The following is a 22,418-nucleotide window of genomic DNA, read 5'->3' as shown; positions in this document are numbered from 1 at the left end:
TCGTTACGGAAGCTCGCCCACCTCCGCCTGGGCCGCCGCCGCCAGCGCGCCCGTGCGGACCAGGTCGGTGGCCGCCGCGAAGTCGGGCTCGAAGACGGTGTCGTCCGTGCGGAACGGGACGACGTGGCGGATGGCCGCGTGGGCGGCCTCGATGCCCGGGCCCGAGCGGAGCGGGCGCCGAAAGTCGAGCGCCTGCGCCGCGCACAGCGCCTCGACCGCGAGCACCCGCTCGGCGTTCTCGACCACGCGGAGCGCCTTGCGCGCGCCCCACGCGCCCATCGAGACGTGGTCCTCCTGCCCGCGGCTCGACGGGATCGAGTCGACCGACGCCGGGTGGCACAGCCCTTTGTTCTCGCTCACCAGCGACGCCGCCGCGTACTGCGGGATCATGAAGCCGGACTGGAGCCCGGAGCGCTCGACCAAGAACGGCGGCAGCCCGTCGCCGCCGTCGACCAAGAGGTACGTCCGGCGCTCCGAGATCGAGGCCCACTCGGCGACCGCGATGGCGGCCGTGTCGAGGGCGATCGCGAGCGGCTGGCCGTGGAAGTTGCCCGCCGACACGATGTCGGGCGCACCGTCCGCGTCGCCCCCCGACGGGGACCGCGCAGCGAAGACGAGCGGGTTGTCGGTCACGCTGTTCAGCTCGCGCTCGACGACGCCGCTCGCGTACGCCAGCGCGTCACGGCTGGCGCCGTGGACCTGCGGCACGCACCGCAGCGAGTACGGGTCCTGGACGCGGTCGCAGTCGACGTGGCTGGGCCCGATCTCGGAGCCCGCGAGCAGCCGCCGAACCGCCTCGGCCGTCGCCGCGTGGCCGGGGTGGGGACGGACCGCCGCGACGCGGGCGTCGAACGGGCGCGCCGAGCCGAGCCGAGCGTCGAGCGTCATCGCCGCGATCACGTCCGCCGTCGTCGCCAGCCGACGCGCGCGCGTGGCGACCTCGGCGGCGTACGCCAGCATAAACTGCGTCCCGTTGATGAGCGCGAGCCCGTCCTTGGCGCCGAGCGCGACGGGCGACAGACCGGCGGCAGCGAGCGCGTCCGCAGCCGGGACGGGCCCGCGGTCGCCCCACGCCGACCCCTCGCCGACGAGCACGAGCGCGAGGTGCGCCAGCGGGGCCAGGTCGCCCGAGGCGCCCAGGCTCCCCTGCTCCGGCACCACCGGGATCACATCCGCGTCCAGCAGCGCCAGCAGGCCGGCGACGACCGTGGGCGAAACGCCGGAGCACCCCAGACCGAGCGCGTGCGCCTTGAGCGCCAGCATCCGGCGCGTGATCGCGCGCGGGACCGGCGGCCCGACGCCGCACGCGTGCGACCGCAGCAGGTTGAGCTGCAGCGTCGCCACGTCCGCCGCCTCGATGCGCTCGGACTTCAGCGACCCAAACCCGGTGTTGAGCCCGTAGTGCGCGCGGCCGTCCGCGAGCGCCGCGTCGACGAGCGCGCGGCTCCGGGCGACGCGGCCGTTGGGCTGGCGCACGTCGTCGGCGAGCGCCGCCAGCGAGGCGCCGAGGTCGTCGTCGAGGGTGTCGAGGCGGAGGGCGGGAAGCGTGTCGGTCATGGGCATTCAAGTTGCCGAATCGGCGGGGTCACACGTAGGGGCATGCCGGTGGCGTGCCCTCGTCCGGGCGAGGAGCCACGGCTCGCAAGCAGGTCCGGCGGATGGAGGAGGCGTCTGCGATCGGGTGGTCCACCACCCCTAGCCCCTCCTGTCCAGGAGGGGGACTGCGGAGGCGTCCTGTGGAACCGCCCCTCTGCTCGTGCCTCGCTCCTCATTCCTCGGTCCCGACACTCGGGAGGTCCACGCCTCGCTCGCGGGCGGTGTCGATGGCGATGTCGTAGCCCGCGTCGGCGTGGCGCATCACGCCCGTGCCGGGGTCGGCGGTGAGCACGCGGTTGAGGCGCCGCCCGCCGGCCTCGGTCCCGTCGGCGACGCAGACCATGCCCGAGTGCATCGAGTACCCGATGCCGACGCCGCCGCCGTGGTGCAGGCTCACCCACGAGGCGCCGCACGCCGTGTTGAGCATGGCGTTCAAAAGAGGCCAGTCGCCGATGGCGTCCGAGCCGTCCTTCATGCCCTCGGTCTCGCGGTTGGGGCTGGCGACCGAGCCCGTGTCGAGGTGGTCGCGGCCGATGACGAGCGGGGCCGACACCTCGCCGGTCGCGACCATCTCGTTGAACCGCGCGCCGGCCCTGGCGCGCTCGCCGTACTCGAGCCAGCAGATCCGCGCCGGCAGGCCCTGGAACTGGACCTTCTCCTGCGCCAGTTCGATCCAACGCCGCAGGTGGACGTTGTCGGGGAAGAGCTCCAACAGCGCCGCGTCCGTCGCCGCGATGTCGGCGGGGTCGCCCGAGAGCGCGGCCCAGCGGAACGGGCCGGAGCCTCGGCAGAAGAGCGGGCGGATGTACTCGGGCACGAAGCCCGGGATCTCGAAGGCGTCGGCGCGGCCGCGGCGGTCGGCGACCTGCCCGCGCAGGTTGTTGCCGTAGTCGAAGGCGACCGTGCCGCCGCGCTGCAGCGCCAGCAGGGCCGTCACGTGCGCCTCCATGCTGTCGAGCACGGCTTGCTCGTAGGCGGCGGGGTCGGCTTGGCGGAACGCGTCGGCCTCGGCGAGCGAGTACCCGGCGGGGACGTAGCCCACGCGGAGGTCGTGCGCGCTCGTCTGGTCGGTCACCACGTCGACGGCGGTGCCTCGGCGGACGATCTCTGGGAGCACCTCGGCGGCGTTGCCCACGAGCCCGACCGACAGTGCCATGCCCTGCTGGCGGGCGTCCTCGACCCAGCCCAGCGCTTCGTCGAGGTCGTGCGAGAGCCGGTCGCAGTAGCCCTGGTCGACGCGGCGCTGGATCCGCGTCTCGTCCACGTCGACGCCCAGGAAGGCCGCGCCGGTCATCGTCGCCGCGAGCGGCTGGGCGCCGCCCATCCCGCCGAGCCCGGCGGTGACGACGAGCCGACCCGAGAGGTCGCCGCCGAAATGGGTCCGGGCGCACGCCGCGAACGTCTCGTACGTGCCCTGCAGGATGCCCTGCGTGCCGATGTAGATCCACGAGCCCGCCGTCATCTGGCCGTACATCGTCAGGCCCTCGGCCTCCAGCTCGCGGAAGGTGTCCCAGGTCGCCCAGCGGGGGACCAGCCAGCTGTTGGCGATCAGCACGCGCGGCGCGTCGGCGTGCGTCCGGAAGACGCCGACGGGCTTGCCGCTCTGGACGAGCATCGTCTCGTCGTCCTCCAGCCGCTGCAGCGTCTCGACGATCCGGTGGAACGACGGCCAGTCGCGGGCGGCCTTGCCGGAGCCGCCGTACACGACCAAGTCCTCGGGGCGCTCGGCGACCTCGGGGTCGAGGTTGTTCGTCAGCATCCGCAGCGCGGCCTCCTGGTGCCAGCCCTTGCAGGAGAGGGCGGTGCCTCGAGGCGCGCGGATCGTGGGGTCGTCGGTCATGGCGGGTCGGCGGGGGTCTGCCTACAGAGTACCGGGCGCGCCCGCGAGCCCGAAGACACGATCCACGGTTTTCGGGCGCCTCTACTTTCGATCCGCGGGATTCCACAGGCTCCCGGCCCTGGTTTCACGGCGATCCCCATCGCTCCCCTACACCTTGCGTGATCGAACGTACGTGAGGGATCTCAGCATGGCCCTCACGCCCGTCCTTCCGTTCGTCGCGAAGGCGAGGGTTATGCTGAGATCCCTCGCAGGGCTCGGGATGACGTGTTCTGGGAGGGCGCGAGCGCTCTCCTCTTCCACGCTCCAATTCCTCCCCATGGACGCCCTCGACCACCGCCTGCTCCACGAAGTCCAGCTCGACGCCCGCCTGACGTACGCCGAGCTCGGCCGCCGCGTGGGTCTGTCGCCGCCCGCCGTCTCGGAGCGGCTGGCGCGGCTCGAAGCCGACGGCGTCATCACCGGGTACCACGCCGCCATCGACCCCGCCCGGCTGGGGCGCCCGGTGCAGGCCGTGCTCCACCTCCAGGTCGACCGCGCGCGCTACGGGCGGAGCCTGGAGCAGATCCTGGACCTCGACGAGATCCTGGTCTGCCACCGCACGACCGGCAGCTCGTCGCTGCTGATGGTCGTCGCCGTGGCCTCGATGGAGGCGCTCGAAGTGCTGATCGACAAGCTGCTGCCGCTCGGCGAGCCGGTCACCCAGATGATCCTGTCGACGCCGGTCCCGCGGCGGGCGGTCGCGCCAGCGGGCTAGGACGACGGCGGATGGGCTCCCGGAGGGCGAGGTCCCCACGGACCTCCGATATCTTCCGCAGCCCCCCGTTCCCGTCGACATGCCGTTTCATCTCACGACCCTCCCCGAGTCCCGCATCGGACTCGCCGTCGGCTCCGGCCGCGTCTCCGGCGAGGACCTCGCCGCCGCCTGCACGGCGATGGTCGCGCAGGACGGCTGGGTCGCCGGGTTCGACGAGATCTGGGACCTCTCCGAAACGACGGAGGTGGACGTGACGCCAGGCGACCTCGCCCACCTCATCGCGACCATGCGTGGGCACGCCGACGCGCTCGGCGAGGGCCGCGTCGCCTGCGTCACGACCCGCGACGCGATTGCCGTGCTCGTCCGCCTCATCGAGGCCCTGACGATCGGGATGGGCCGCCACTTTCACACCGTCCGCTCGCGCGCCGAGGCCGCCGAGTGGCTCGGCCTCGACGCCGAGGTGCTCGAAACCGCGACCCCCGACCGCCGCGCGTAGCCTCACCCCGTCGACTGCATCGCCGCGGCGATGGCGTTGACGGACAGGAGCAGCGCCTGGTGGAGCGCGTCCGCCGGCGTGTCGGTCGCCCGCCAGCGGCGCATGAGGTCGAGCTGGACCAGGTTGAGCACGTCCGTCGCCGGGTTGCGGTACCGGATCGTCGCCGCGATCGCGCGTGTCGGATCCAGCAACGTATCCCGCCCCACGGCCGCCAGCAGGGCTTGGACCGTCCGGTCGTGCTCGGCCGCAACCGCCGCGAACGGCGCGGCGGGCGCCCCGCCCGCCTCCGCGAGCGCGCTGTACCGCTCGCCGACCACGAACCGCGCGCGTGCCAGCTCGCGCATCGCGTTGCCGGTGACGGCCTGGAAAAAGGGCCACGACGTCGACAGCTCGCGCAGGCGCTCCTGCTCGCCGGGCACCTCCGCGAGCGCGGCGCCGACGCCGTACCAGCCGGGCGCGGTGTAGCGGGGCTGGGTCCACGAAAAGACCCACGGGATGGCGCGCAAGCCGGCAAAGTCGAGCTCGCCCATCCCCTTCCGCGAGATCGGCCGCGAGGCGATGGACAGCCCGGCGATGTGCGCGATCGGCGTCGCGGAGGCGTACCACGGCCAGAAGTCGGGCGCGTCGATGAGCGTCCGGTAGGCCTCCATCGAGCGGTCCGCGAGCCGCTCCATCAACGCGTGAACGTGGGGGGACGGCGCCGCGGCCGTGTCGTCGCGGTGCGCCTCGGCATCCGCGAGCGCGCCGAGCTGGGCGTGGACGATCTGCTCGAGGTGCCGCCGCGCAATCCCGGGGAGCGCGTAGCGGAACGAGATGACCTCGCCCTGCTCGGTAAACCGGATCCGGCCCGTCTGGGCGACCGGCGGCATGGCGCGGATCGCCTGCCCGGCCCGTCCGCCGCCGCGCCCGACCGTCCCGCCGCGGCCGTGGAAGAAGCGCAGGTCGACGCCCGCCTCGCGGCACGTCGCGGCAATCTTCCCCTGCGCCTTGTGGAGCGACCAGTTGGCCTGCCAGTACCCGCCGTCCTTGTTGGAGTCCGAGTAGCCGAGCATGACCTCCTGCAAGCCGCCCCGCGCTTCGAGATGCGCCGCGTAGACGGGGTTGGCGAACAGCTCCGTCAGCAGCGCCGGGCCCGCCTCGAGGTCGGCGACCGTCTCCAGCAGCGGGACGGCGTCGATGGGCGACTCGATGGTGCCGTCCGCCTGACGGCGCCACAGGCCGACCTCCTTCGCCAGCAGCAGCACCTCCAGCACGTCGCTCACGGCGTCGGTCATCGACACGATGTAGCTGCCGACGGACGCGGGCTCGGCCTCAATCGCCGCCTTCGCGACGCGCAGCGCCGACAGCACGCGGTCGGCTTCGGGGCCCACCTCGCCGCCCAGGCGGATAAACGGGCGCGGGTTTTCGAGCTCGCGCGTCAGCAGCGCCGTCCGCTCGGCCTCGCCCAGACCGGCGTAGTCGGCTTCGACGCCCGCGCGCGCCAGCAGGTCGGCGACGGCGGCTTCGTGGACCTCGCTGTGCTGGCGCAGGTCGAGCGCGGCGAGGTGGAAGCCGAACGTGGCCGCGCGGACGCGGGCGTCGGCGAGCGTGCCCTCGTCGGCGAGCGGCGCCAGCCCGGCGGCGCGCAGGCTGTCGGCCAGCAGGTCGAGGTCGGCGGCAAAGGCGGCGGCGTCATAGGCGGGAGCGGCGTCAGGTCGACGCATTTGACCGGAGTCGCCTTCGGGGAGCGAGGCGATCAGGCCGTCGAGCTTGGCGGCCATCTGCATCAGCTTGAGGCGGACCGGCTCGTGCGCGTTTTGCCGCCAGCGCCGCTCGGGGAGCTCCACAATGTCTCGGTCGGCTTCGACCGACGCCCACAGCGCGGCCGGGAAGTCGACCTGCTGATCGCTGACGGAGAGTTCGAGCTGGAGCTCGGTGAGGGCGCGGCGGTGGAGGCGGAGCGCGTCCTCGCGGTGCGCCCGGAGCGCCCACTCGGTCACCTCGGCCGTCACGTTGGGGTTGCCGTCGCGGTCGCCGCCGATCCACGAGCGGTAGCGGAGGACGGGCGGGATCGCGGGCGCCGTGCCGTACGACTGCCGGAAGGCCCGGCGGAGGTCGGCGTGGACGCGCGGGACGACCTCCCAGATGCTCGTCGCCACGAAGTACAGGCCGTGCCGGATCTCGTCGCGCACGGTCACCTTGCCGGCGCGGACCTCATCGGTCGCCAGCAGCAGCCGGAGCCGGCCGAGCGCCTCGGATTCGGCGTCCTCGGCCTCGGCGGGCGTCAGGTCGTCGCCCGTCAGTCGGTCGAGCGCGGCGGCGGCGGCCTGTTGGTGCAAGAGGACCGTCCGGCGCCGCGCCTCGGTCGGGTGCGCCGTCAGCGTCGGCTGGATGTCGAGCCGGGCCACGAGCGCGGCGGCGGCCTCGGCGTCCAGCCCGCTCGCTGCCAGCCCGGCGACGGCGTGCGCGATCGACTCCCCACGCGGCGCCTCGGCCGTCGCCGCCATTTCGCGCTCGCGGTTGACGCGCACGATCTCGATCTGCTCGGCTTTGTTGACGAGGTGGAAGTAGGCCGTCAGCGTCCGCAGCACGGCCGACAGCGCCTCGACGGACTCGCCCTCGATGGCGGTCGCCAGCCGGTCGAAGGCGGGCGGGCCGTCGGCGCGGGCGGTCGCCAGCCAGTCGGCGGCGAGGTCGGCCGGGCCGTCGCCGTAGCGCTCGCGCGCGACGCGCATCACCAGCCGCTCGACGAGCGCGACGCGGCGGGCGTGGACGCTGGTGAGCCCGGCGGAGGTGGCGGCGGCGAGGGCGGGGTCGGGCACGGGCGGAGACGGCGGGTGGGCGCCGTACACGCCCCGCCCCCGCGACGGTGCCCGGCTGCCGGCCTCCAACCGTGGCGGTCAGGCCGCCACGGCCGGCGCTCGGAGCCCGGCTGGCGACATGCGGTGGACCCGGTCGGTCGCCTGGAGCAGCCGTTCCCACTCGTCGGCCACGCGGTCGGTCCGCAGGTGCGACGGGCACCGGACGGCCGGGCGGCCCTCGTCCCACCACCGCGCGAGCCGACGGGCCGCGGCGTGGGTCTCGCGCGCGTCGACGAGTTGGCGGCCGTCGCCGGGCGTTTCGGCGAGCGCCTCGCAGACGGCGGGGTGCGGGTGCGCCACGACCGGCGTCCCCACCGCGACGGCCTCGGCGAGCGCGCGGGCCGAGGGGACGGGCGCCCCCACTTGGGCGGCGAGCACGGCGAACGCGCTCCGGACGTGGCGGACGGCCTCGCGGTGCGGGATCGCCCCGAGCGGGGCGGCGCCGGGCCCCAGATCGCCGTGCCCGCCGACGACGTAGAGCCACACGCCGGGCCGGACCGCGCGGACGGCCGCGAACGCCGCCAGCACCTCGTCCAACCCGGGCCCCGCGAAGGCGACCAGCTTGTCCGGGTCAGGCGCCGTCGCGTCCGGGACGAGGTCGCCCGCGACGGGGCTGGGGACGTAGGTCGTCCGCGCCCAGGCGTCGGACGCCGCGATCCGCTCGCGGACGGCGAGGTGGTGGCCGCCCGAGGCGCACACCACGACCGCCCCGGCGCCCGCGGCCCGCGGGCCGAGCGCGTGACGGCCCTTCCCGGGGGTCGCGTGGAGCCACAGCGCCAGCCGGGCCTCAGGGAACCGCCGGCGCACGCGCGGGAGCACCTTCTCGCGTTCCAGCACGACGACCGCGTCCGCGCCCGGGAGGTGCCGCCAGCTCCCGCCGTAGTCGAACGGGACGTACGCCACGCCGCCCGGCGACCGCCGCGGCCACACCCGGCCGGCCTGCGCTACGGTCACCCGGTGGCCGCGCTGGGCGAGCGCGTCCGTGAGCCGGACCACGTCCGTCTCGCGAGCGTCGAGCGGACGGTCGTAGAGGGACCGGCTCCGATACGGGCGGGAGCAGGCCGGGTCGAGGACGAGGAGTCGGGACATGGGCGGCGGGGGCGTCATGGAAGGTGGGGCCCCGCAGGCGTCGCCGAAATCGGGTGCCCCCCCGGCGCGAGGTGCGGGTTTCCCGGTGCGCGGTCCGGAATGACCCGACCTCTCCGCGAGCGTCTCTACCACCACCGCCCTCGGCAGACTCCACAGCAGATCCCCCGTCCCCCACCACCTCGGTGTGGTCGCCCCGACGGGCCCCGCCCACCGCCATCTCGGGCCCGCAGAACGACAGACCGCGTTCGCCCGCGCCACCGGCGCTTCGGCGGCGAGGTCAGCCAGCGCGCTGGCGTCGTGGGGTCTGGCGGTCCAGAGCACCTTCGGTCGGGGTCGCCGTGGGCGAGAGGCAAGCGCCAAGCAAGAGATCGGTCCCTTTGCCGCGGCGCCCCCGCCTCCCACCAAAGCCCCGGGGCCTACCGGATCTCCGTGTCAGTGGAAGGGCAGGACGAGCGGCGACGTCTTGTTGGCCACCAGGACCGCGTTGAGGTCGTGCAGGATCGTCACCGTCTTGGCGTCCGCGTCGAGCGTGAAGGCGTCCATCTCCGTGGTCGGCAGGAAGGCCGGGATGACGGGCTGCGTGGCCGGGTCGCCGTCGGCGATGTTCGCGTTGACCAGGATCTCGTCGAGCGGGACGGCCCACTTGATCCCGAGGTCTATCATCCGGCGCCCCTCGGCGAGGAAGATCTCCTGGCGGAGCAGGTACAGCAGCGCCAGCGCGTCGTCGACGGTGCCCACCGCGGCGACGTCCCCAGCCCCGACGGTCGTGCCCGAGATGACGGGGACGGCCACCACGTCGCTCCGCGAGCGCACCAGGCCGGCCCGCTGCGGGGCGCCCGGCGCCGACGCCACGGTCCACTCCGAGCCGTTCGGGCGCGCGCTGCCGCCCCGGTTCTGGCGCGGGTCGTCGGCGTCGCGGAGCGGCGTCGTCTTGCGGCTCGCGACGACCCCGAGGAGGTCGGTCATCGTCTGCCGGGCACCGGCCAGGTCGGCGTCGGCGAGCTGCGCCTCGGCCAGGATCAGGAAGGCCTCCTCGCCCTTGAGGTAGGCGATGTCGGCGTACTGGTCGTCGACCGCGTTCGGCTCGGCGCTGTTGAAGAACTTCGGATCCAGCACGTCGAGGCGCGGCAAGGGCTGGAGGTCGTTCTGCGGCCGCCCGAAGATGGCGAGCTGCACGTCGTTCTCGGGGTTGTTGATAAAGTCGTAGGTCGCGAACCGCAGGAAGTCGGGGTCGGCGGCGATCACGGCCTGGGCCGCCGCGCGGGCCGCGCCGGCGTCGCCGAGGTTGCGGTGCGTGCGGGCGAGCGCGAGCTGGTAGCCGACCCGCCGCTGGGGACTGGTCGAGAGCGCGAGCGCGAGGTCGAACGAGGCGACCGCCCGGGCGAACTGGTCGGCGGACGGGAGCGGCACGCCGCCCGAGTCGGCCGGCGCGAGGTGCCAGATCTCCCCGAGGTAGAGGTGGGCGATCCCGTTGAAGAAGTGGAGCTCGGCGAGCTGGTCGTCCGTCGTCGTCTCGTCGGCGACGGCGACGCGGCGGAGCCCGAACTCGGCCGTCGAGCGCAGGTCGTGGAGCTCGCGCATCGGGTTCTCGAGGTCGTCGTCGGCCGGGTCGATCGTCAGCCCGTCCATGAACTGGTTGAAGAAGGTCGACGTGTTGACGTAGTTGTCGGAGGCGATCTCGGCCGTGGCGATGTAGGAGCTCTCGAGGTCGTTGTTGCGGTTGTTGAGCGCCAGCGACATCTGGCGCTCCATGCCCCGCAGCCACGAGGTCATCGGGTCGGGGAAGTTGAGGAAGTCGTCCTCGGTGACGTTCGGGTTCTCGACGCCCGTCGGGTCGACCAGGTCGCACCCCGGCGTGGCCGAGAGGGCGAGGGCGACAACGGTGGCGGCGAGGGCGGAGCGGAGCAGGACACGCATGGGATCGGGGGACGGGGGTACAGGGGGCGGCCCCGAGGCGGCGAGCCTCAGAACCCGGCCTTGAGGTTGAACAGGAATTGGCGGGGCGGCGACTCGGTGCCGAACCCGAAGACGCCCAGGTTGACGCCGTTCTGGACGCCACCCGTCCCGCTCTGCCCGTTGTCGCCGGTCACCTCGGGGTCGAACGACGAGGCCACCACGTTGAACGGGTTCACCGCGCGCACGCCGACCGACAGCGACCGCACGACGGGGTTGCGGAACCACTGGGGCGGCACGTCATAGCCGAGCGAGATCAGGCGGACTTTGAGGAAGTCGGTGTCCTCGACCCAGACGCCGGCCAGGTCGAAGAACGAGCCCTGGCTGAGCGCCGGGATGCTGCCGTCGGGCGCCGTCGGGAAACGGTCCTCGTCCTGGACGCCGCCGAAAAAGCGGAGCACGTCGTCGACGGCGATGCCCTGGGCGCCGAGCTGGTAGTCGGCCGAGACGAGCAGGTCGACGCGCCCGAACAGCCGGGCGTTGAGGCCGATCGTCCCGAACAGGTCCGGGAGCGGGCTGCCCAGGACCGCGTCGCGCTCGACGTCGACGAGGTTGCCCTCGGCGTCGAACGTCGGGCGGTCGCCGCGGAGGTAGCCGACCGGCTGGCCCTCCTCGATCCACTGGCCCAGGAAGGTGAACCCGCCGACCGAGAACGGGGCCGTCCCGCCGTTGTCGACCACCTCGTTGCTCAGCGTGTTGAGCGAGGCGTTGAGCCGGAGCGAGGCGTCGCGCCCGTCGAGCACGAAGGCCTGGGCGGCGAGCTCCCAGCCCGTGTTCAGGATCTCGCCCACGTTGAAGAGCTGGGCGCCGCGCCCCGAGGTCGGCACGAACGGGACCGTAAAGAGGGCGTCCTCCGTCCGGGCGTTGAAGTAGGTGACCTCGAGGCCCAGGCGGCCGCCGCTGAGGGCGAGGTCCGCGCCGGCCTCGATCGTCCGCACGCGCTCGGGCCGCAGGTCGGGGTTGCCGAACTGGCCGTAGGTGTAGGCGATCTCGCCCAGGAACGGCGTGGCCGTGACCAAGCGGTCGTTGGCGAACGGGGTCGGGAATTTGCCGGCGAAGCCGAGGTTGGCGCGGAGCTTCACGTAGGGCGCGACCGTCCGGAGGATCGGGCTGCCCTCCCAGAACGGCTCGGACGAGAGCACGTAGCCGAGGCCGACCTTGGGGTAGCCCACGACGCCGATCTCGTCGCCGAACGCCGAGTTGGCGTCGGCCCGGAAGCCGCCCTCGACGAAGTAGCGGTTGCGGTAGCCGATGTTCTCCTGGACGTAGACGCCGTAGTTGGCGACGACCAGGTTGAAGTCGATCGCCGTCTGGTCGGCGGCGTTGTTGAGCGACGTCGAGCCCTCGGCGATGTTCGTCGCCGTCAGCGCGTCCTGGCGGTCGTCGTCGCGGAAGACCTGGCCGCCGACCGTGCTCACGAACGAGAAGTCGCCGATGTCGCCCTGGTGCTGGCCCGTCGCCTCGAGCGTCAGCCCGAGGAAGCGGCGCTGCGAGCGGATGAGCGTGCTGGAGGTGGGCGGGAGGCCGGCGGCGGTCAGGAACGCCGGGCCCTGGACCTCCTCCTCGGTGCTCGCCCGGTAGTCGAGGCCGATGACGCCCTTGAACGCCAGGCCGTGGCCGGGCGTGAGGTCGAGCTGCTGGGAGGTCTGGAAGCGCCGCGTGTCGCCCGTGTAGTCGTAGAGCGAGACGAGCGTCCGGATCGAGTCGCCCAGGACGGCGAGCTGGCCGGCGTCGAGCGTCGTGAGGTCGCCCTCCTGGCCGCCCTCGAGGCTCCCGAAGGTGGCGAGCCCGTTGTTGGCGTTCACGTCGCGCTCGAAGCCCAGCGCCGTGAACCCGAAGCTGCCCGCGTACTGGAGCGCGTTCGAGACGCGGCCGCCGACGGTCGTCCGCAGGCCGTACTGCTCCTGGCGGTTGCCCTCGCGGAACCCGTCGTCGCCGTAGAGCGACCCGGCGAAGCTGTAGGTCAGCCCGGCGACGCCGCCGTTCCCGCTCAGGCGGTGCTGCTGGCTCAGGCCGGCGCGGTAGAGCAGGTCGGCCGTCTGGTCGTACTTCAGGAAGTCCCGGGTGCCGACGATGGAGCCGGCCTGGCCCTCGTACGTCAGCGTCGTCTGGCCCGAAACCCCGCGCTTGGTAAAGATCTGGATCACGCCGTTCGCCGCGTCGGACCCGTAGAGCGTCGTCGCGGCGCCGCCCTTGATGAACTCGATCCGCTCGACGTTCTCGATCGGGATGTCGGGGATCGCGCTCGACTGCGCGCCGCCGGTGTCGATGCCGAGCGCGGCGGCCGTGTTGAGGTTGTCGACGCGGACGCCGTCGACGTAGATGACGGGCGTCGTCGACGAGAACGCCGAGATCGGCCCGCGCGAGCGGATCAGCGAGGCCGTGCCCGGCTGGCCGGACGAGAACCGGACCTGGGCGCCCGGGAGCTGGGCCTGGAGCAGCTCGTCGAGCCGCGTCGCCGGCATCGCCTCGATCTGGCGGGGCGTGATGACCTCGACGGTCGTCGAGAGCCGGCGCGTCTGGACGGCCGCGCCCTGGCCCGTCACCACGACCTCGTCGAGGCCGAGGCGGTCCTCGGCCATCGAGACCGTCACGACGGACACGTCGCCGTCGCGGACGGTCACGGGGACCGTCGTGCGGCTGTACCCGAGGAAGGTGGCGACCAGCGTGTAGGTCCCCGCGGGGACCTCGGTGATCTCGAACTGGCCGTCGAGGTCCGAGGCCGCGCCCCGGCCCAGCTCTTGGACGAGCAGGCTCGCGGCGGGGACGGTCTCGCCGCTGGCGGCGTCGAGGACGGTGCCCCGAATGGTGCCCTGGGCGGCGACGGCGCCGGCGAGCACGAGGACGAGGAGGGCAGAGAAGACGTGGCGCATGAGAGGGTCCGGAAGGGGGATTCCCCTCAGCCTAGGGTGCGTCGCGGCCATCTCTAGCGAGATTGTTGCTCGCCGCGCGCCGGTGTCGCGAGTGGCCGGCGTGCCGATGCGAGTCGCACGGCGAGAGGGCACTAGGCCCGCCATGCCGGCGCGCGCCCCGCCTCGCGGGCGTGCCCTGCCCGCCGCGCCGGGCCCGGCGCCGAGGGTTCGCAACGACGGCCCGCCCCTTGGCAACACCCCGCTGCAGCTGGCAACACGGCGCGTACCTCACGGGCCGTCCGTCCGTGAAGGGAGCATGATGTCCTCCCGGTCCGACCCATGACACGTCCCCTCCGCCTCGCGGCAGTCCTCGTCGCCCTCGCCAGCCTCCACGCCCGCCCCGCCCACGCCACCCCCCCCGATCTGCTGGCCCCGGACACGGAGACGCTGATCCAGATGCCGACCGGGTTCGCGGCCCTCGCCGTCGAGCAAGAGGCGGGTGTCGACATCGCTCCGGCCGCCCGCGCCCTGCAGCGCGTCCTCGACGCCGTCGACCCCCCGCCGCCCTCGGCGGCGCCGCGCGACGTGCTCGGCGCCGTCGCCGAGGCGGTGTCGCTCGCCTGCCCCGAGCTCTCGACCGACCTGGGGAGCGGGCTCATCAGCGCGGCCCTGGCCCGAGGGCGGTGCGACTGCGACGTGCTCGTCACGGCGTACCTCACGGTCGCCGACGTGTTCGGGTGGCCCCTCTCCGCGGTGTTCATGCCCAGCCACGCGATGGTGCTCTGGGACGACGGCCGCCAGCGCGTCTTCTGGGAGACGACCGTCCCCGAAGAGCGGCCCGAGTGGCTGGTCGCGTCGCTGGTGGCCGGGCGGGGCGCGCAGGCCGCCCTCCACCCCCAGACCCGGCGCGAGATGGTGGGGTACTTCGTCCAGCTCCGCGCCTCCCACTTTGTCGACCAGGGCGAGATGGCCCGCGGGATCGCCGACTACGACCGGGCGGCCGCGCTCACCCCGACGCTGGGGCTCACGTTCTCGAACCGAGGCCGCGCGCACCTACTGACCGGAGACTTCCGGGCCGCGCTGGCGGACTTCGACCGGGCCCTCGCCCTCGACCCGGCGTTCTCCGACGCGCTGTACGGGCGGGGCCTGGCCCAGATCGCGCTCGGCCGGCCGGCCGACGCCCTGGCCTCGCTCGCGGCGGTGACCGCGCTGGAGGGCGTCGTCGCGGACGTGCTGCACGCGGAGGGGCTCGCGTACCAGGCCCTCGGGCAGGACGCCGTCGCGCTGGAGCGGTTCGACGCCTCGCTCCGGGCGGCCCCCAACGTTCTGGTGTACGAGGCGCGCGGGGCGCTCCACGAGCAGGCCGGCAACCTCGGAGCCGCCCGGGACGACTACGCCGCGTGCCTCCGGCTGGCGACCGGGCCCGAGCACGAGGCGCTCGCTCGCGAGGTGCGCCAGCGCCTCGCCCGGCTCACGACCGAGGCGCCGGCGACCCGGTCGTGAGCCGTTGCTCGCCCCGCGACTGCCTATCGCTCAGCCCAGCGTCGCGCTGATCCGCTCGCGGTAGCTCCGGCTCATCTTCAGCTGCGTCCCGTCCTTCAGCAGCACGACGGCCCCTCCGTTGAGGTGCGGGACGATCCGGCGCACCCGGGTGACGTTGATGATCGTCGACCGGTGGATGCGGACGAAGTGGCCCGGGTCCAGGTGCTCCTCGACGTGGCGGAGCGTCTCGCGCAAGAGGTGGCGGGTCCCGTTGCAGTGGAGGCTGACGTAGACGCCGCTGGCCTCGACCCAGTCGACCTCGTCGGGGTCGAGGAACACCAGCTGGCTCCCCGAGCGGACCACCAGCGGATGCCCATTGGTCGGGGCGGGCGGGGTGGGGTCGCTCCCGTCCAGCAGCGCCAGCAGCTCGTCGCGGTGCCGGCGGACCTCGAGGTGCTGCACCCGCTCGCGCGCGCGGTGGACGGCGGTCAGCAGGCGGTCCGGGGAGGCTGGCGCCTCCAGGCAGTCCACGGCGCCGGCGCCGAAGGCCCACAGCCCGTCGCCGGTGCCGGCCCCCGTGACCACGACGGCTGGCGGCACGTCCGCGCCGATGCGGTCGAGCGCGGCGCGCGCGCCGTCCGGTGGCACGTCGACGTCGAGGACGAGGAGCTGGACCGGCCGCGTGGCCAGGGCCCGCACCGTGGCCAGGGTGCTCGCGCAGACGTCGACGACCGCGACGTCGGGGAGGTGGTGGAGGCAGTCCGCGATCTGCGTCCGAGATGCCGGGTCGCCCCCGGCGACGAGGGTGTAGAGAGGGTCCATGGGCCTGGACGGGGACGAGACAAGGCCACGTGTTGTTATTTTAACAGTGGACAGAGATCCCCCAACGGATCCGGGCGCCGGGTGTTACAGGGGGGAGGCAATGTGCCCTGACCGTCCCGGCGCGGCGCGGCTCACGCAGCCGGCAGCCGCCCGCTCACCCTGACCGGTCGTAGCCGCGCAAGACCTCCCAGCGGAAGAGGCCCGAGCCGTGGCCGTCGCCCCACACGATCTGGAGCGCGTAGTGGCCCGCGGGGCGCAACTCCTCGATCTCGTACGTCATCAGCGACGGGAGCTCGAACACGACCGGGTCGACCGGCTCGGCCATCTGGCCGTGCCCGCCCCGGCACTCGGCGCACGGGCACGCCCGGCGCAGGCCCTCGTACGAGTAGGTCGAGACGTGGCCGTCGGCCCACCCGACGGTGAGCTGCTGGGCCTCGGCGTCGGCTTCGAGGCGGACGGGCTGGGCGGTCATGGGTACGCGGTACGAGGTACGGGGTACAGATCGACGGGGCAAGACGCGGCTCGTACCCGGTACCAAGTACCCTGTACCGAACTCACAGAAACAGGTCCGGCATGAACTCGGTCGCGCCCGGCGTGACGGCGTAGCCTGACAAGTCGGTCACGCCGATCTCGGCCAGCACCTCGTCGTCGATGTAGAAATTCCCCGTCTCGGTCGAGGGCTTCGTCAGGACGGCGTGCGCGGCGTCGGCCATGATCTCGGGCGTCCGGCTCATGTCGATCATCGCCTGCCCGCCGAGCGCGTAGCGGACGGCCGCCGTGGCGATCGTGGTGCGCGGCCACAGCGCGTTCGCGGCGATGCCGTACGCCTTGAACTCTTCGCCCCAGCCCAGAATGCACATCGACATGCCGTACTTCGAGATCGTGTAGGCGACGTGGCCCTCGAACCAGCGCGGGTCGAGGTTGAGCGGCGGGCTGAGCGCCAGCACGTGCGGGTTGCGGCCGGCCTTGGCGCTGTCCTTGAGGTGCGGAAGCGCTGCTTGCGTGACGCAGTACGTCGCCCGGGCGTTGACCTGCTGCATGAGGTCGTACCGCTTCATCGGCGTGTTCTCGGTGTCGGCGAGGTGGATGGCCGACGCGTTGTTGATCACGATGTCGATGCCGCCAAAGCGGTCGGCCGTCTCGGCGATCGCCTCGGCGACGCGGTCCTCGTCGCGGGCGTCGACCTGGAGCGCGAGCGCCTGCCCGCCGGCCTCCTCGATCTCGGCGGCGACCGAGTGGATGGTGCCGGGCAGCTTGGGGTGCGGCTCGGCCGTCTTGGACGCGATGGTGACGTTCGCGCCGTCGCGCGCGGCGCGGATCGCGATCGCCCGGCCGATGCCGCGGCTGCCGCCGGTGAGGAAGATCGTCTTGCCTGCGAGGGTCGCCATCGGGAGTGCGGGGAGGGGGCGCAGGGTACCCGGCACGCGTGGCGGGGTTCGGAGCCGTCGGGCGCACGCCTCGGAAACGACGCCGTACCCCTCGGACGACGCGCTGCGAGCCTCGGATAGAGCGCTGCATGCCTCGGACGACGCGCTGCGTGCCTCGGAAATGGCTCTGCGTGGCTTGGAAATCCCATTGCAGGCCTGGGGCGTGCCCTGCGTGACTGGGAAATGTCTCTGCGTGGCTTGGAAACCACTACGCAAGCCTGGGAAGTGGCAGGCAGGCCATGCGTTGGCTGAAACACATCGTGTCGTCATCCCGAGCTTGTCGAGGGATCTCTAGCGCGCACCCCGCTGCTCGTCAGAGATCCCTCGACAAGCTCGGGCTGACGCTGTAGTGAGCTTCTCGCCAACGTGGGCAGGCCCCGCTCGTCTCCCGCCTGCTTGCGCTACCCCGCCGCGAGCGCCGCCAGCAGGGCATCGGCGTCGGTCTCGTCGTTGTAGACGTGCGGCGAGACGCGGAGCGCGGCGCCGCGCACCGACACCGACACGTGGCGCGCCGCGAGCGACTGGCGGACCGCGTCGAGGTCGGTCCCGGCCGGGGGCGCGAGTCCGAACAGGTGACCGGCACGATGGCTGGCGGCCTCGGCGCGGTACCCGACCTCGGCGGCGCCCGCCACGATCCGGTCCGCCAGCATCCGGCACCGCGCCTGGATCGCGGGCACGCCCCAGGCCAGGATCTGCTCCAGCCCGGCCGCCAGCATCGGGAGCAGGATCGGGCTCGACCGCTCGCCGACGTCGAAGCGGGCGGCGCCCGGCGCGTAGGCGTCTTGGTAGTCCGTCAGGCCGGCGAACTGGTCGCTGCCCGCGCGGCCGATCCAGTTTTCCTCGAGCGGGCGGCCATTCAAAAAGCGCTCGCCGAGCCAGAGGCAGCCCGAGGTGTACGGCCCCAGCAGCCACTTGTAGCCCGCGCACGCCAGCGCGTCCGGCCGGACCTCCCGGACCGAGAACGGGAGCGCGCCGACCGACTGCGTCCCGTCGACGACGAGCGCCGCGCCGACCTCGCGGCACCGCGCGCCGACAGCGACGAGGTCGAACACGGTCCCATCCGCCCAGTGGACCTGGGGGACGGCGACGAGCGCGGTCTCGGGCCCGATGGCGTCGAGCAGCCGGGCGTTCCACTCGGCCCCGCGGCCGGGCGTGCCGAGCGGGCCCGAGGGGCCGACCGTCACGACCGTCGCGTCGGCGGCGTCGGCGAGCCGGCGCCAGGGGTAGACGTGGCTCGGGAACTGCTCGGCCAGCACGACGACCGTCTGCCCGGCCTCGACGGCGAGGTTCTGCGCGAGCGTCGCCATCGCGTACGAGGCCGCCGGGACCAGAGCGACGTGCGCGGGGTCGCCGTCGATGAGGTCGGCAAACCGCTGGCGGACGCGGTCGGCGGGCTCGAAAAAGTCGGCCGGCTGGATCGTCGACGGGTCGTTCTTGACCCGGACGCCGGCGATCCCGGCCGCCTCCCCGGCTTTGAGGAGCGGGCTCTGGTACGCACCGTTGAGGTAGTGGAGGCCGTCGGGGAGTGAGAACAGCGAGCGCTGGGACGGGAGCACGGGCGGGGGTGGTGGGTGGAGGCGGGAGGATAGATCGCCCGGGTCGTCGGTGCTCGCGACGGCGTCCGAGCAGGGCGCGCCCGGACGGGCGGCAGACCCGCTGGGGCCGACGGGCTTGCTGGCGGCGGCCCCCTCACCCTGTCCCTCTCCCTCAGGGAGAGGGGACGTCGTAGGGGGGCGGTGGTCGGCGTGATGAACTGTCTCGGTATCCGAAGGCGGAATAAGAGCCGCAAGCAGATACGGACCCAGACCGAGTCCCCTCTCCCCTTGGGAGAGGGACCCGGTGAGGGGTCGTACCTGCTTGCGCCAGCCTCCGCCGTGTCCCCTCTCTATCCTCCCCGCCCACCCCCGACCGCCCTTGTCGTCCCCGCATTCCGCCGCGCTCGCCCGCGCCGCCCGCCAGCCGCGCCGCCGTGCCGCATCCGACGCCGGCCGATGACGCTCCCGGCGGTCCTCCGCACCCCGCGCCGCCGGTCCGCCGCCGCGCCGTTCTGGGCGAACGGCGTGCTCTACGGGACGTGGGCCTCGCGCATCCCCGAGATCCAGGCACAGACCGGTCTCGGCGAGGGCGCGCTGGGGCTGGCGCTGCTGGGGCTGGCGGCCGGGCTCGTGGTGTCGGCCTCGGCGGCGGGGCCGCTGGTGGCGCGCCTCGGGGCGCACCGCGTGACGCTGTGGGCGCTGGCCGTCTTCGCGGCGGGCGTCGTGGGGCCCGGCCTGGCGACCGGGTTCGGGTCGCTGGCGCTCGCGCTCGTCGGCGTCGGGCTCGCGAGCGGGCTCTTGGACGTGGCGATGAACGCGTGGGCCGCCGAGGTCGAGGCAGCCGACGGCGCGTCGATCCTGGGCGCGTGCCACGGGCTGTTCAGCCTGGGTGGGATGGTCGGCGCGGGGATCGGGGCGCTGGCGGCGGCGGCGAGCGTGCCGCTCGGGCTCCACTTTGGCGCCAGCGGACTCGTCTTCGCCGGCGCCACGCTCGTGCAGGGCTGGCGCGCGTGGGCGCCGAGGTCGGAGGCGCCGGTGCACGACGGCCCGGCCGTGGCGTGGCCGACGGGCCCGGTCGCCGGTCTCGCGGCACTCGCGGTCTGCGGGCTGGTCGTCGAGGGCGCCGTGGCCGACTGGGGCGCCGTGTTCATGCGCGAGGTGCTCGCGGCGTCGCCCGCCGTCGCCGCGCTCGGGTTCGCCGCGTTCTCGGCGTGCATGGCCGGCACCCGCTTTGGCGCCGACGCCTTGACCGACCGCTGGGGCGACGCGTCCGTCGTCCGCGCCGGAGCGGCGGTGGGCGCGGTCGGGCTGGCGACGGTCGTGCTGGCGCCAGCGGTGTGGATCGCCGTCGTCGGGTTCGGGCTCGTCGGGCTGGGGATGGCGGCCGTCGTGCCCGCCCTGTTTCGCGCCGCGTCGCGCGCCCCGTTGCCGCCGGGCGTTGGGATCGCGGCGGTCGCGAGCGCGGGCTACCTCGGGTTTCTGGCGGGGCCGCCCGTCCTCGGGTTCGTCGCCGAGGCGGCCGGGCTCCGCGTGTCGTTCGGACTGCTGGTGGCGCTGGCGGCGGCTGTCGCGCTCGGCTCACGCGCAGCGTTCCGGAAGGTGAGAGAGACGGAGGGATAGAGGGACGAGGGCATGGGCGGACGCCCGCTCTGCGCATCTCGGCCTCTAGGCCTCGTCCCTCACGGCAACGTCACCGACACGCCCGCCGCGAGGTGCCGGCCGGGCGCGGGCTCCACGAACCGCCCGCCGAAGGCGTTGACCACGACCGAGCCCGCATACGCCGTGCCGCCGACGTTGCGGACCGTCACGAACGGCGTCGCGCGTGCGGACCCGACCGGCACGCCGACGAGCGCCAGCCGGAGGTGGACGACGGCGTAGGCGTCGGTCTCCAACCGGTTCGCGCTATCGGCGGCGTACGCCGCTGCCGCCTCGCCGTCGATCCCGACCGCGACCGCGAGCGGGCCCGAGGCCGTCCACGTCGCCGTCCACGTCGCGAGCCGGGGCGGGAAGCCGGGGACGCGGTTGCCCTCGGGCGTGGGGCTGTCGGCGGGGCCGGACAGGAACTCTCCGCTCGCAGCGGTGAGCGCGACGGCGCCATCGAGGCGCCCGGGGCCCAGGCGGATCCGGTCGGCGCTCAGCGCCAGTTCGACGCCTCGATGCCGGGCGCGACCCTCGTTGCGGAAAAACGTCACGTCGTCGATCTCGACCGGCAGCAAGAGGTCGCGGGCGACGGCCGCGAAGGCGGCGGCGTCGAGCCCGACGCGGCCCCCGGCGAGCGGACGACTGGCGCGGACGCCGACCTCGCCGCCCCACGTCCGCTCCGGCGCGAGGTCCGGGTTGAAGCCTGAGGCGCCGTCGGCGCGGTTGCCGAGCTCGGTCGTCGTCGGCGCGTCGAGGGCGCCTGCGGCGTTCGCGTAGAGCGTGGCGCCGTGTGTGCGGTACGCGAGCCCGACGGAGGGGCTGGCGGCGCTCAGCCGGATCGTCTCGGCGGCCTCGCCGGCCGGGTCGGCGCGGTACGCCAGCAGGTCGACGCGGCCGCCGAGCGTGGCCGTCAGCGCGGGCGTCAGCGGGACGGTGAGCTGGCCAAAAGCGGCGTTCGCCAGCACGGTCTCGACCTGGTCGGTGAGGACGGCCGTCCCCGGCTGGCCGCCGTCGTTGGCGCGCTCCAGGCGGTCGTCGCGCTGGGCCTCCTGCTCGATGCCGACGGCCCACCCGAGGGCACCCGGCGGCGCCTTCTCGATCACCGCCCGCAGGCTGCCGGAGAGCCGGTCGAGCGTGATGTAACGCGGGACGATGGGGTTGTCGAGCGTCCGCCCTGCCGCGTTCGCCGTGATCCGGACGCGGGCGTCGCCGAACGCGGGGCGGCTGTACGAGGCCGCGAGGTGCCCTTGCGCGAGCCGCTTGCGGGCGTCCTGCGAGATCGATACGTCGCGGACCTGGCGCGGGTCGGCGTCGGCCTGCTCGGCCGTGATCCCGCCCGGCGACTCGGCGCGCGGCACGAACGCCCCCAGCCCCACGAGCCCAAGTGTCTGCCCGTCCCCGAGGTCGACGGTCGCCGTCGCCCCGCCCCGGTACGCCTCGTTCGACGCCTGCTCGCGGAAGCCGCGCTGCGCCAGCGCCGAGCCCCACGCCAAGACGCGCGCCCGGTCGCCGGCGTCGGGCCGGACGGCGATCTCGCCCTTGGCCAGCCCGTACGCCCCGCCGAGCGCCCGCGCCTGCACGCGCGGGCCGGACGGCGCCGTCGACACCGCGAGCACGCCCGCCGAGCCGCTGCCCCAGAACGTCGACGCCGGGCCGCGCAGGACCTCGACGCGGTCGACGAGCGCCGGCTCGATCACGTTGAGCTGGCCCTGCCCGTCGGCGAGCGTGAGCGGGACGCCGTCGAGCAACACGTGCGTCCCGCGGACGCCGAATGCCGCCCGCCAGCCGAGCCCGCGGACGAGCACGCGCTCGCCGGTCGAGGGGTTGCCGCGGTCCGAGATCCACAGCCCGGGGAGCCCGCGCCCGACGGCGTCGAGCGCCGCGCCGGGGTCGGTCGCCCGTTCCACGGCGCCCCGCTGGCGGACCGCGAGCGCGAACGGCGCGCGGTCGGGCGCGAGCGAAAAGGGCGCCGCCGTCACCTCGACGGCGTCGAGGCGCACCTCGGTCGTGTCGGGGGCGGGCTGAGCGGAGGCGGCCGCCCCGAACAGGGCGGCGAGAACGAGGCGACGCATGACGAGTCGGAGGGAGAGC

Annotated in this window: 15 protein-coding genes; 4 read left to right on the top strand and 11 right to left on the bottom strand. The window is 73.9% G+C overall.

Going from position 1 to position 22,418, the window contains the following annotated elements; all coding sequences use genetic code 11:
- Nucleotides 1–3: 3 nt before the first annotated feature.
- Both hutH and hutU read right to left on the bottom strand, forming a co-directional pair.
- A complete protein-coding gene (gene hutH / locus ACLIRP_RS17915) occupies nt 4–1,557 on the bottom strand; it encodes a histidine ammonia-lyase (RefSeq protein WP_412061837.1) in 1,554 nt (517 codons plus the stop codon).
- Between the two features lie 211 nt (nt 1,558–1,768).
- The gene (gene hutU / locus ACLIRP_RS17910) at nt 1,769–3,436 is read right to left on the bottom strand and encodes a urocanate hydratase (RefSeq protein WP_412061836.1); all 1,668 of its coding nucleotides are present in this window, start codon (nt 3,434–3,436) and stop codon (nt 1,769–1,771) included.
- A 316-nt stretch (nt 3,437–3,752) separates the two neighbouring features.
- Between hutU and ACLIRP_RS17905 the strand changes: the two genes are divergently transcribed.
- Entirely contained in the window at nt 3,753–4,190 is a 438-nt protein-coding gene (locus ACLIRP_RS17905; protein ID WP_412061835.1) for an Lrp/AsnC family transcriptional regulator, read from the top strand.
- A 79-nt stretch (nt 4,191–4,269) separates the two neighbouring features.
- Entirely contained in the window at nt 4,270–4,686 is a 417-nt protein-coding gene (locus ACLIRP_RS17900) for a hypothetical protein (RefSeq protein ID WP_412061834.1), read from the top strand.
- A 2-nt stretch (nt 4,687–4,688) separates the two neighbouring features.
- Here the strand turns inward: ACLIRP_RS17900 and ACLIRP_RS17895 are convergent, their stop codons facing one another.
- The 4 genes from ACLIRP_RS17895 to ACLIRP_RS17880 all read right to left on the bottom strand — a co-directional run bounded on the left by ACLIRP_RS17895 (nt 4,689) and on the right by ACLIRP_RS17880 (nt 13,441).
- Nucleotides 4,689–7,487 carry a phosphoenolpyruvate carboxylase gene (locus ACLIRP_RS17895; protein WP_412061833.1) on the bottom strand — a complete coding sequence of 933 codons (2,799 nt, stop codon included), beginning with the start codon at nt 7,485–7,487 and terminating at the stop codon, nt 4,689–4,691.
- A gap of 78 nt (nt 7,488–7,565) precedes the next feature.
- Nucleotides 7,566–8,615 (bottom strand): hypothetical protein, encoded by a 1,050-nt coding sequence (locus ACLIRP_RS17890; protein WP_412061832.1) that lies wholly within the window; start codon nt 8,613–8,615, stop codon nt 7,566–7,568.
- A gap of 432 nt (nt 8,616–9,047) precedes the next feature.
- Nucleotides 9,048–10,532: a hypothetical protein gene (locus ACLIRP_RS17885; protein ID WP_412061831.1), complete on the bottom strand. Its 1,485-nt coding sequence runs from the start codon at nt 10,530–10,532 to the stop codon at nt 9,048–9,050.
- 47 nt (nt 10,533–10,579) lie between these two features.
- Entirely contained in the window at nt 10,580–13,441 is a 2,862-nt protein-coding gene (locus ACLIRP_RS17880) for a TonB-dependent receptor domain-containing protein (protein WP_412061830.1), read from the bottom strand.
- 318 nt (nt 13,442–13,759) lie between these two features.
- On the opposite strand from ACLIRP_RS17880, the gene ACLIRP_RS17875 reads away from it, so the two are divergent.
- Nucleotides 13,760–14,923 (top strand): tetratricopeptide repeat protein, encoded by a 1,164-nt coding sequence (locus ACLIRP_RS17875; protein WP_412061829.1) that lies wholly within the window; start codon nt 13,760–13,762, stop codon nt 14,921–14,923.
- Nucleotides 14,924–14,953: 30 nt separating this feature from the next.
- On the opposite strand, the gene ACLIRP_RS17870 is transcribed toward ACLIRP_RS17875, so the two are convergent.
- From ACLIRP_RS17870 to ACLIRP_RS17855, 4 genes are all read right to left on the bottom strand, one after another.
- Nucleotides 14,954–15,724, bottom strand: a complete 771-nt coding sequence (locus ACLIRP_RS17870; protein WP_412061828.1) for a LytR/AlgR family response regulator transcription factor — start codon at nt 15,722–15,724, stop codon at nt 14,954–14,956.
- Nucleotides 15,725–15,878: 154 nt separating this feature from the next.
- Nucleotides 15,879–16,196 carry a gamma-butyrobetaine hydroxylase-like domain-containing protein gene (locus tag ACLIRP_RS17865; RefSeq protein WP_412061827.1) on the bottom strand — a complete coding sequence of 106 codons (318 nt, stop codon included), beginning with the start codon at nt 16,194–16,196 and terminating at the stop codon, nt 15,879–15,881.
- 82 nt (nt 16,197–16,278) lie between these two features.
- A complete protein-coding gene (locus tag ACLIRP_RS17860) occupies nt 16,279–17,112 on the bottom strand; it encodes an SDR family oxidoreductase (protein WP_412061826.1) in 834 nt (277 codons plus the stop codon).
- Between the two features lie 440 nt (nt 17,113–17,552).
- Nucleotides 17,553–18,707: an aminotransferase class V-fold PLP-dependent enzyme gene (locus ACLIRP_RS17855; protein WP_412061825.1), complete on the bottom strand. Its 1,155-nt coding sequence runs from the start codon at nt 18,705–18,707 to the stop codon at nt 17,553–17,555.
- Between the two features lie 435 nt (nt 18,708–19,142).
- Here ACLIRP_RS17855 and ACLIRP_RS17850 point away from each other — a divergent pair, with 435 nt between their 5' ends.
- Nucleotides 19,143–20,306: an MFS transporter gene (locus ACLIRP_RS17850; RefSeq protein WP_412061824.1), complete on the top strand. Its 1,164-nt coding sequence runs from the start codon at nt 19,143–19,145 to the stop codon at nt 20,304–20,306.
- 59 nt (nt 20,307–20,365) lie between these two features.
- Here ACLIRP_RS17850 and ACLIRP_RS17845 read toward each other — a convergent pair whose 3' ends face one another.
- Nucleotides 20,366–22,399, bottom strand: a complete 2,034-nt coding sequence (locus ACLIRP_RS17845) for a TonB-dependent receptor (RefSeq protein WP_412061823.1) — start codon at nt 22,397–22,399, stop codon at nt 20,366–20,368.
- Between the last annotated feature and the right edge of the window lie 19 nt (nt 22,400–22,418).

The sequence above is a fragment of the Rubrivirga halophila genome, assembly GCF_046845755.1.
In the GTDB taxonomy this organism is placed as follows: Bacteria; Bacteroidota; Rhodothermia; order Rhodothermales; family Rubricoccaceae; genus Rubrivirga.
The sequence above is the reverse complement of the archived record's forward strand: the minus strand, read 5'-3'. Positions and strand labels throughout refer to the sequence as shown.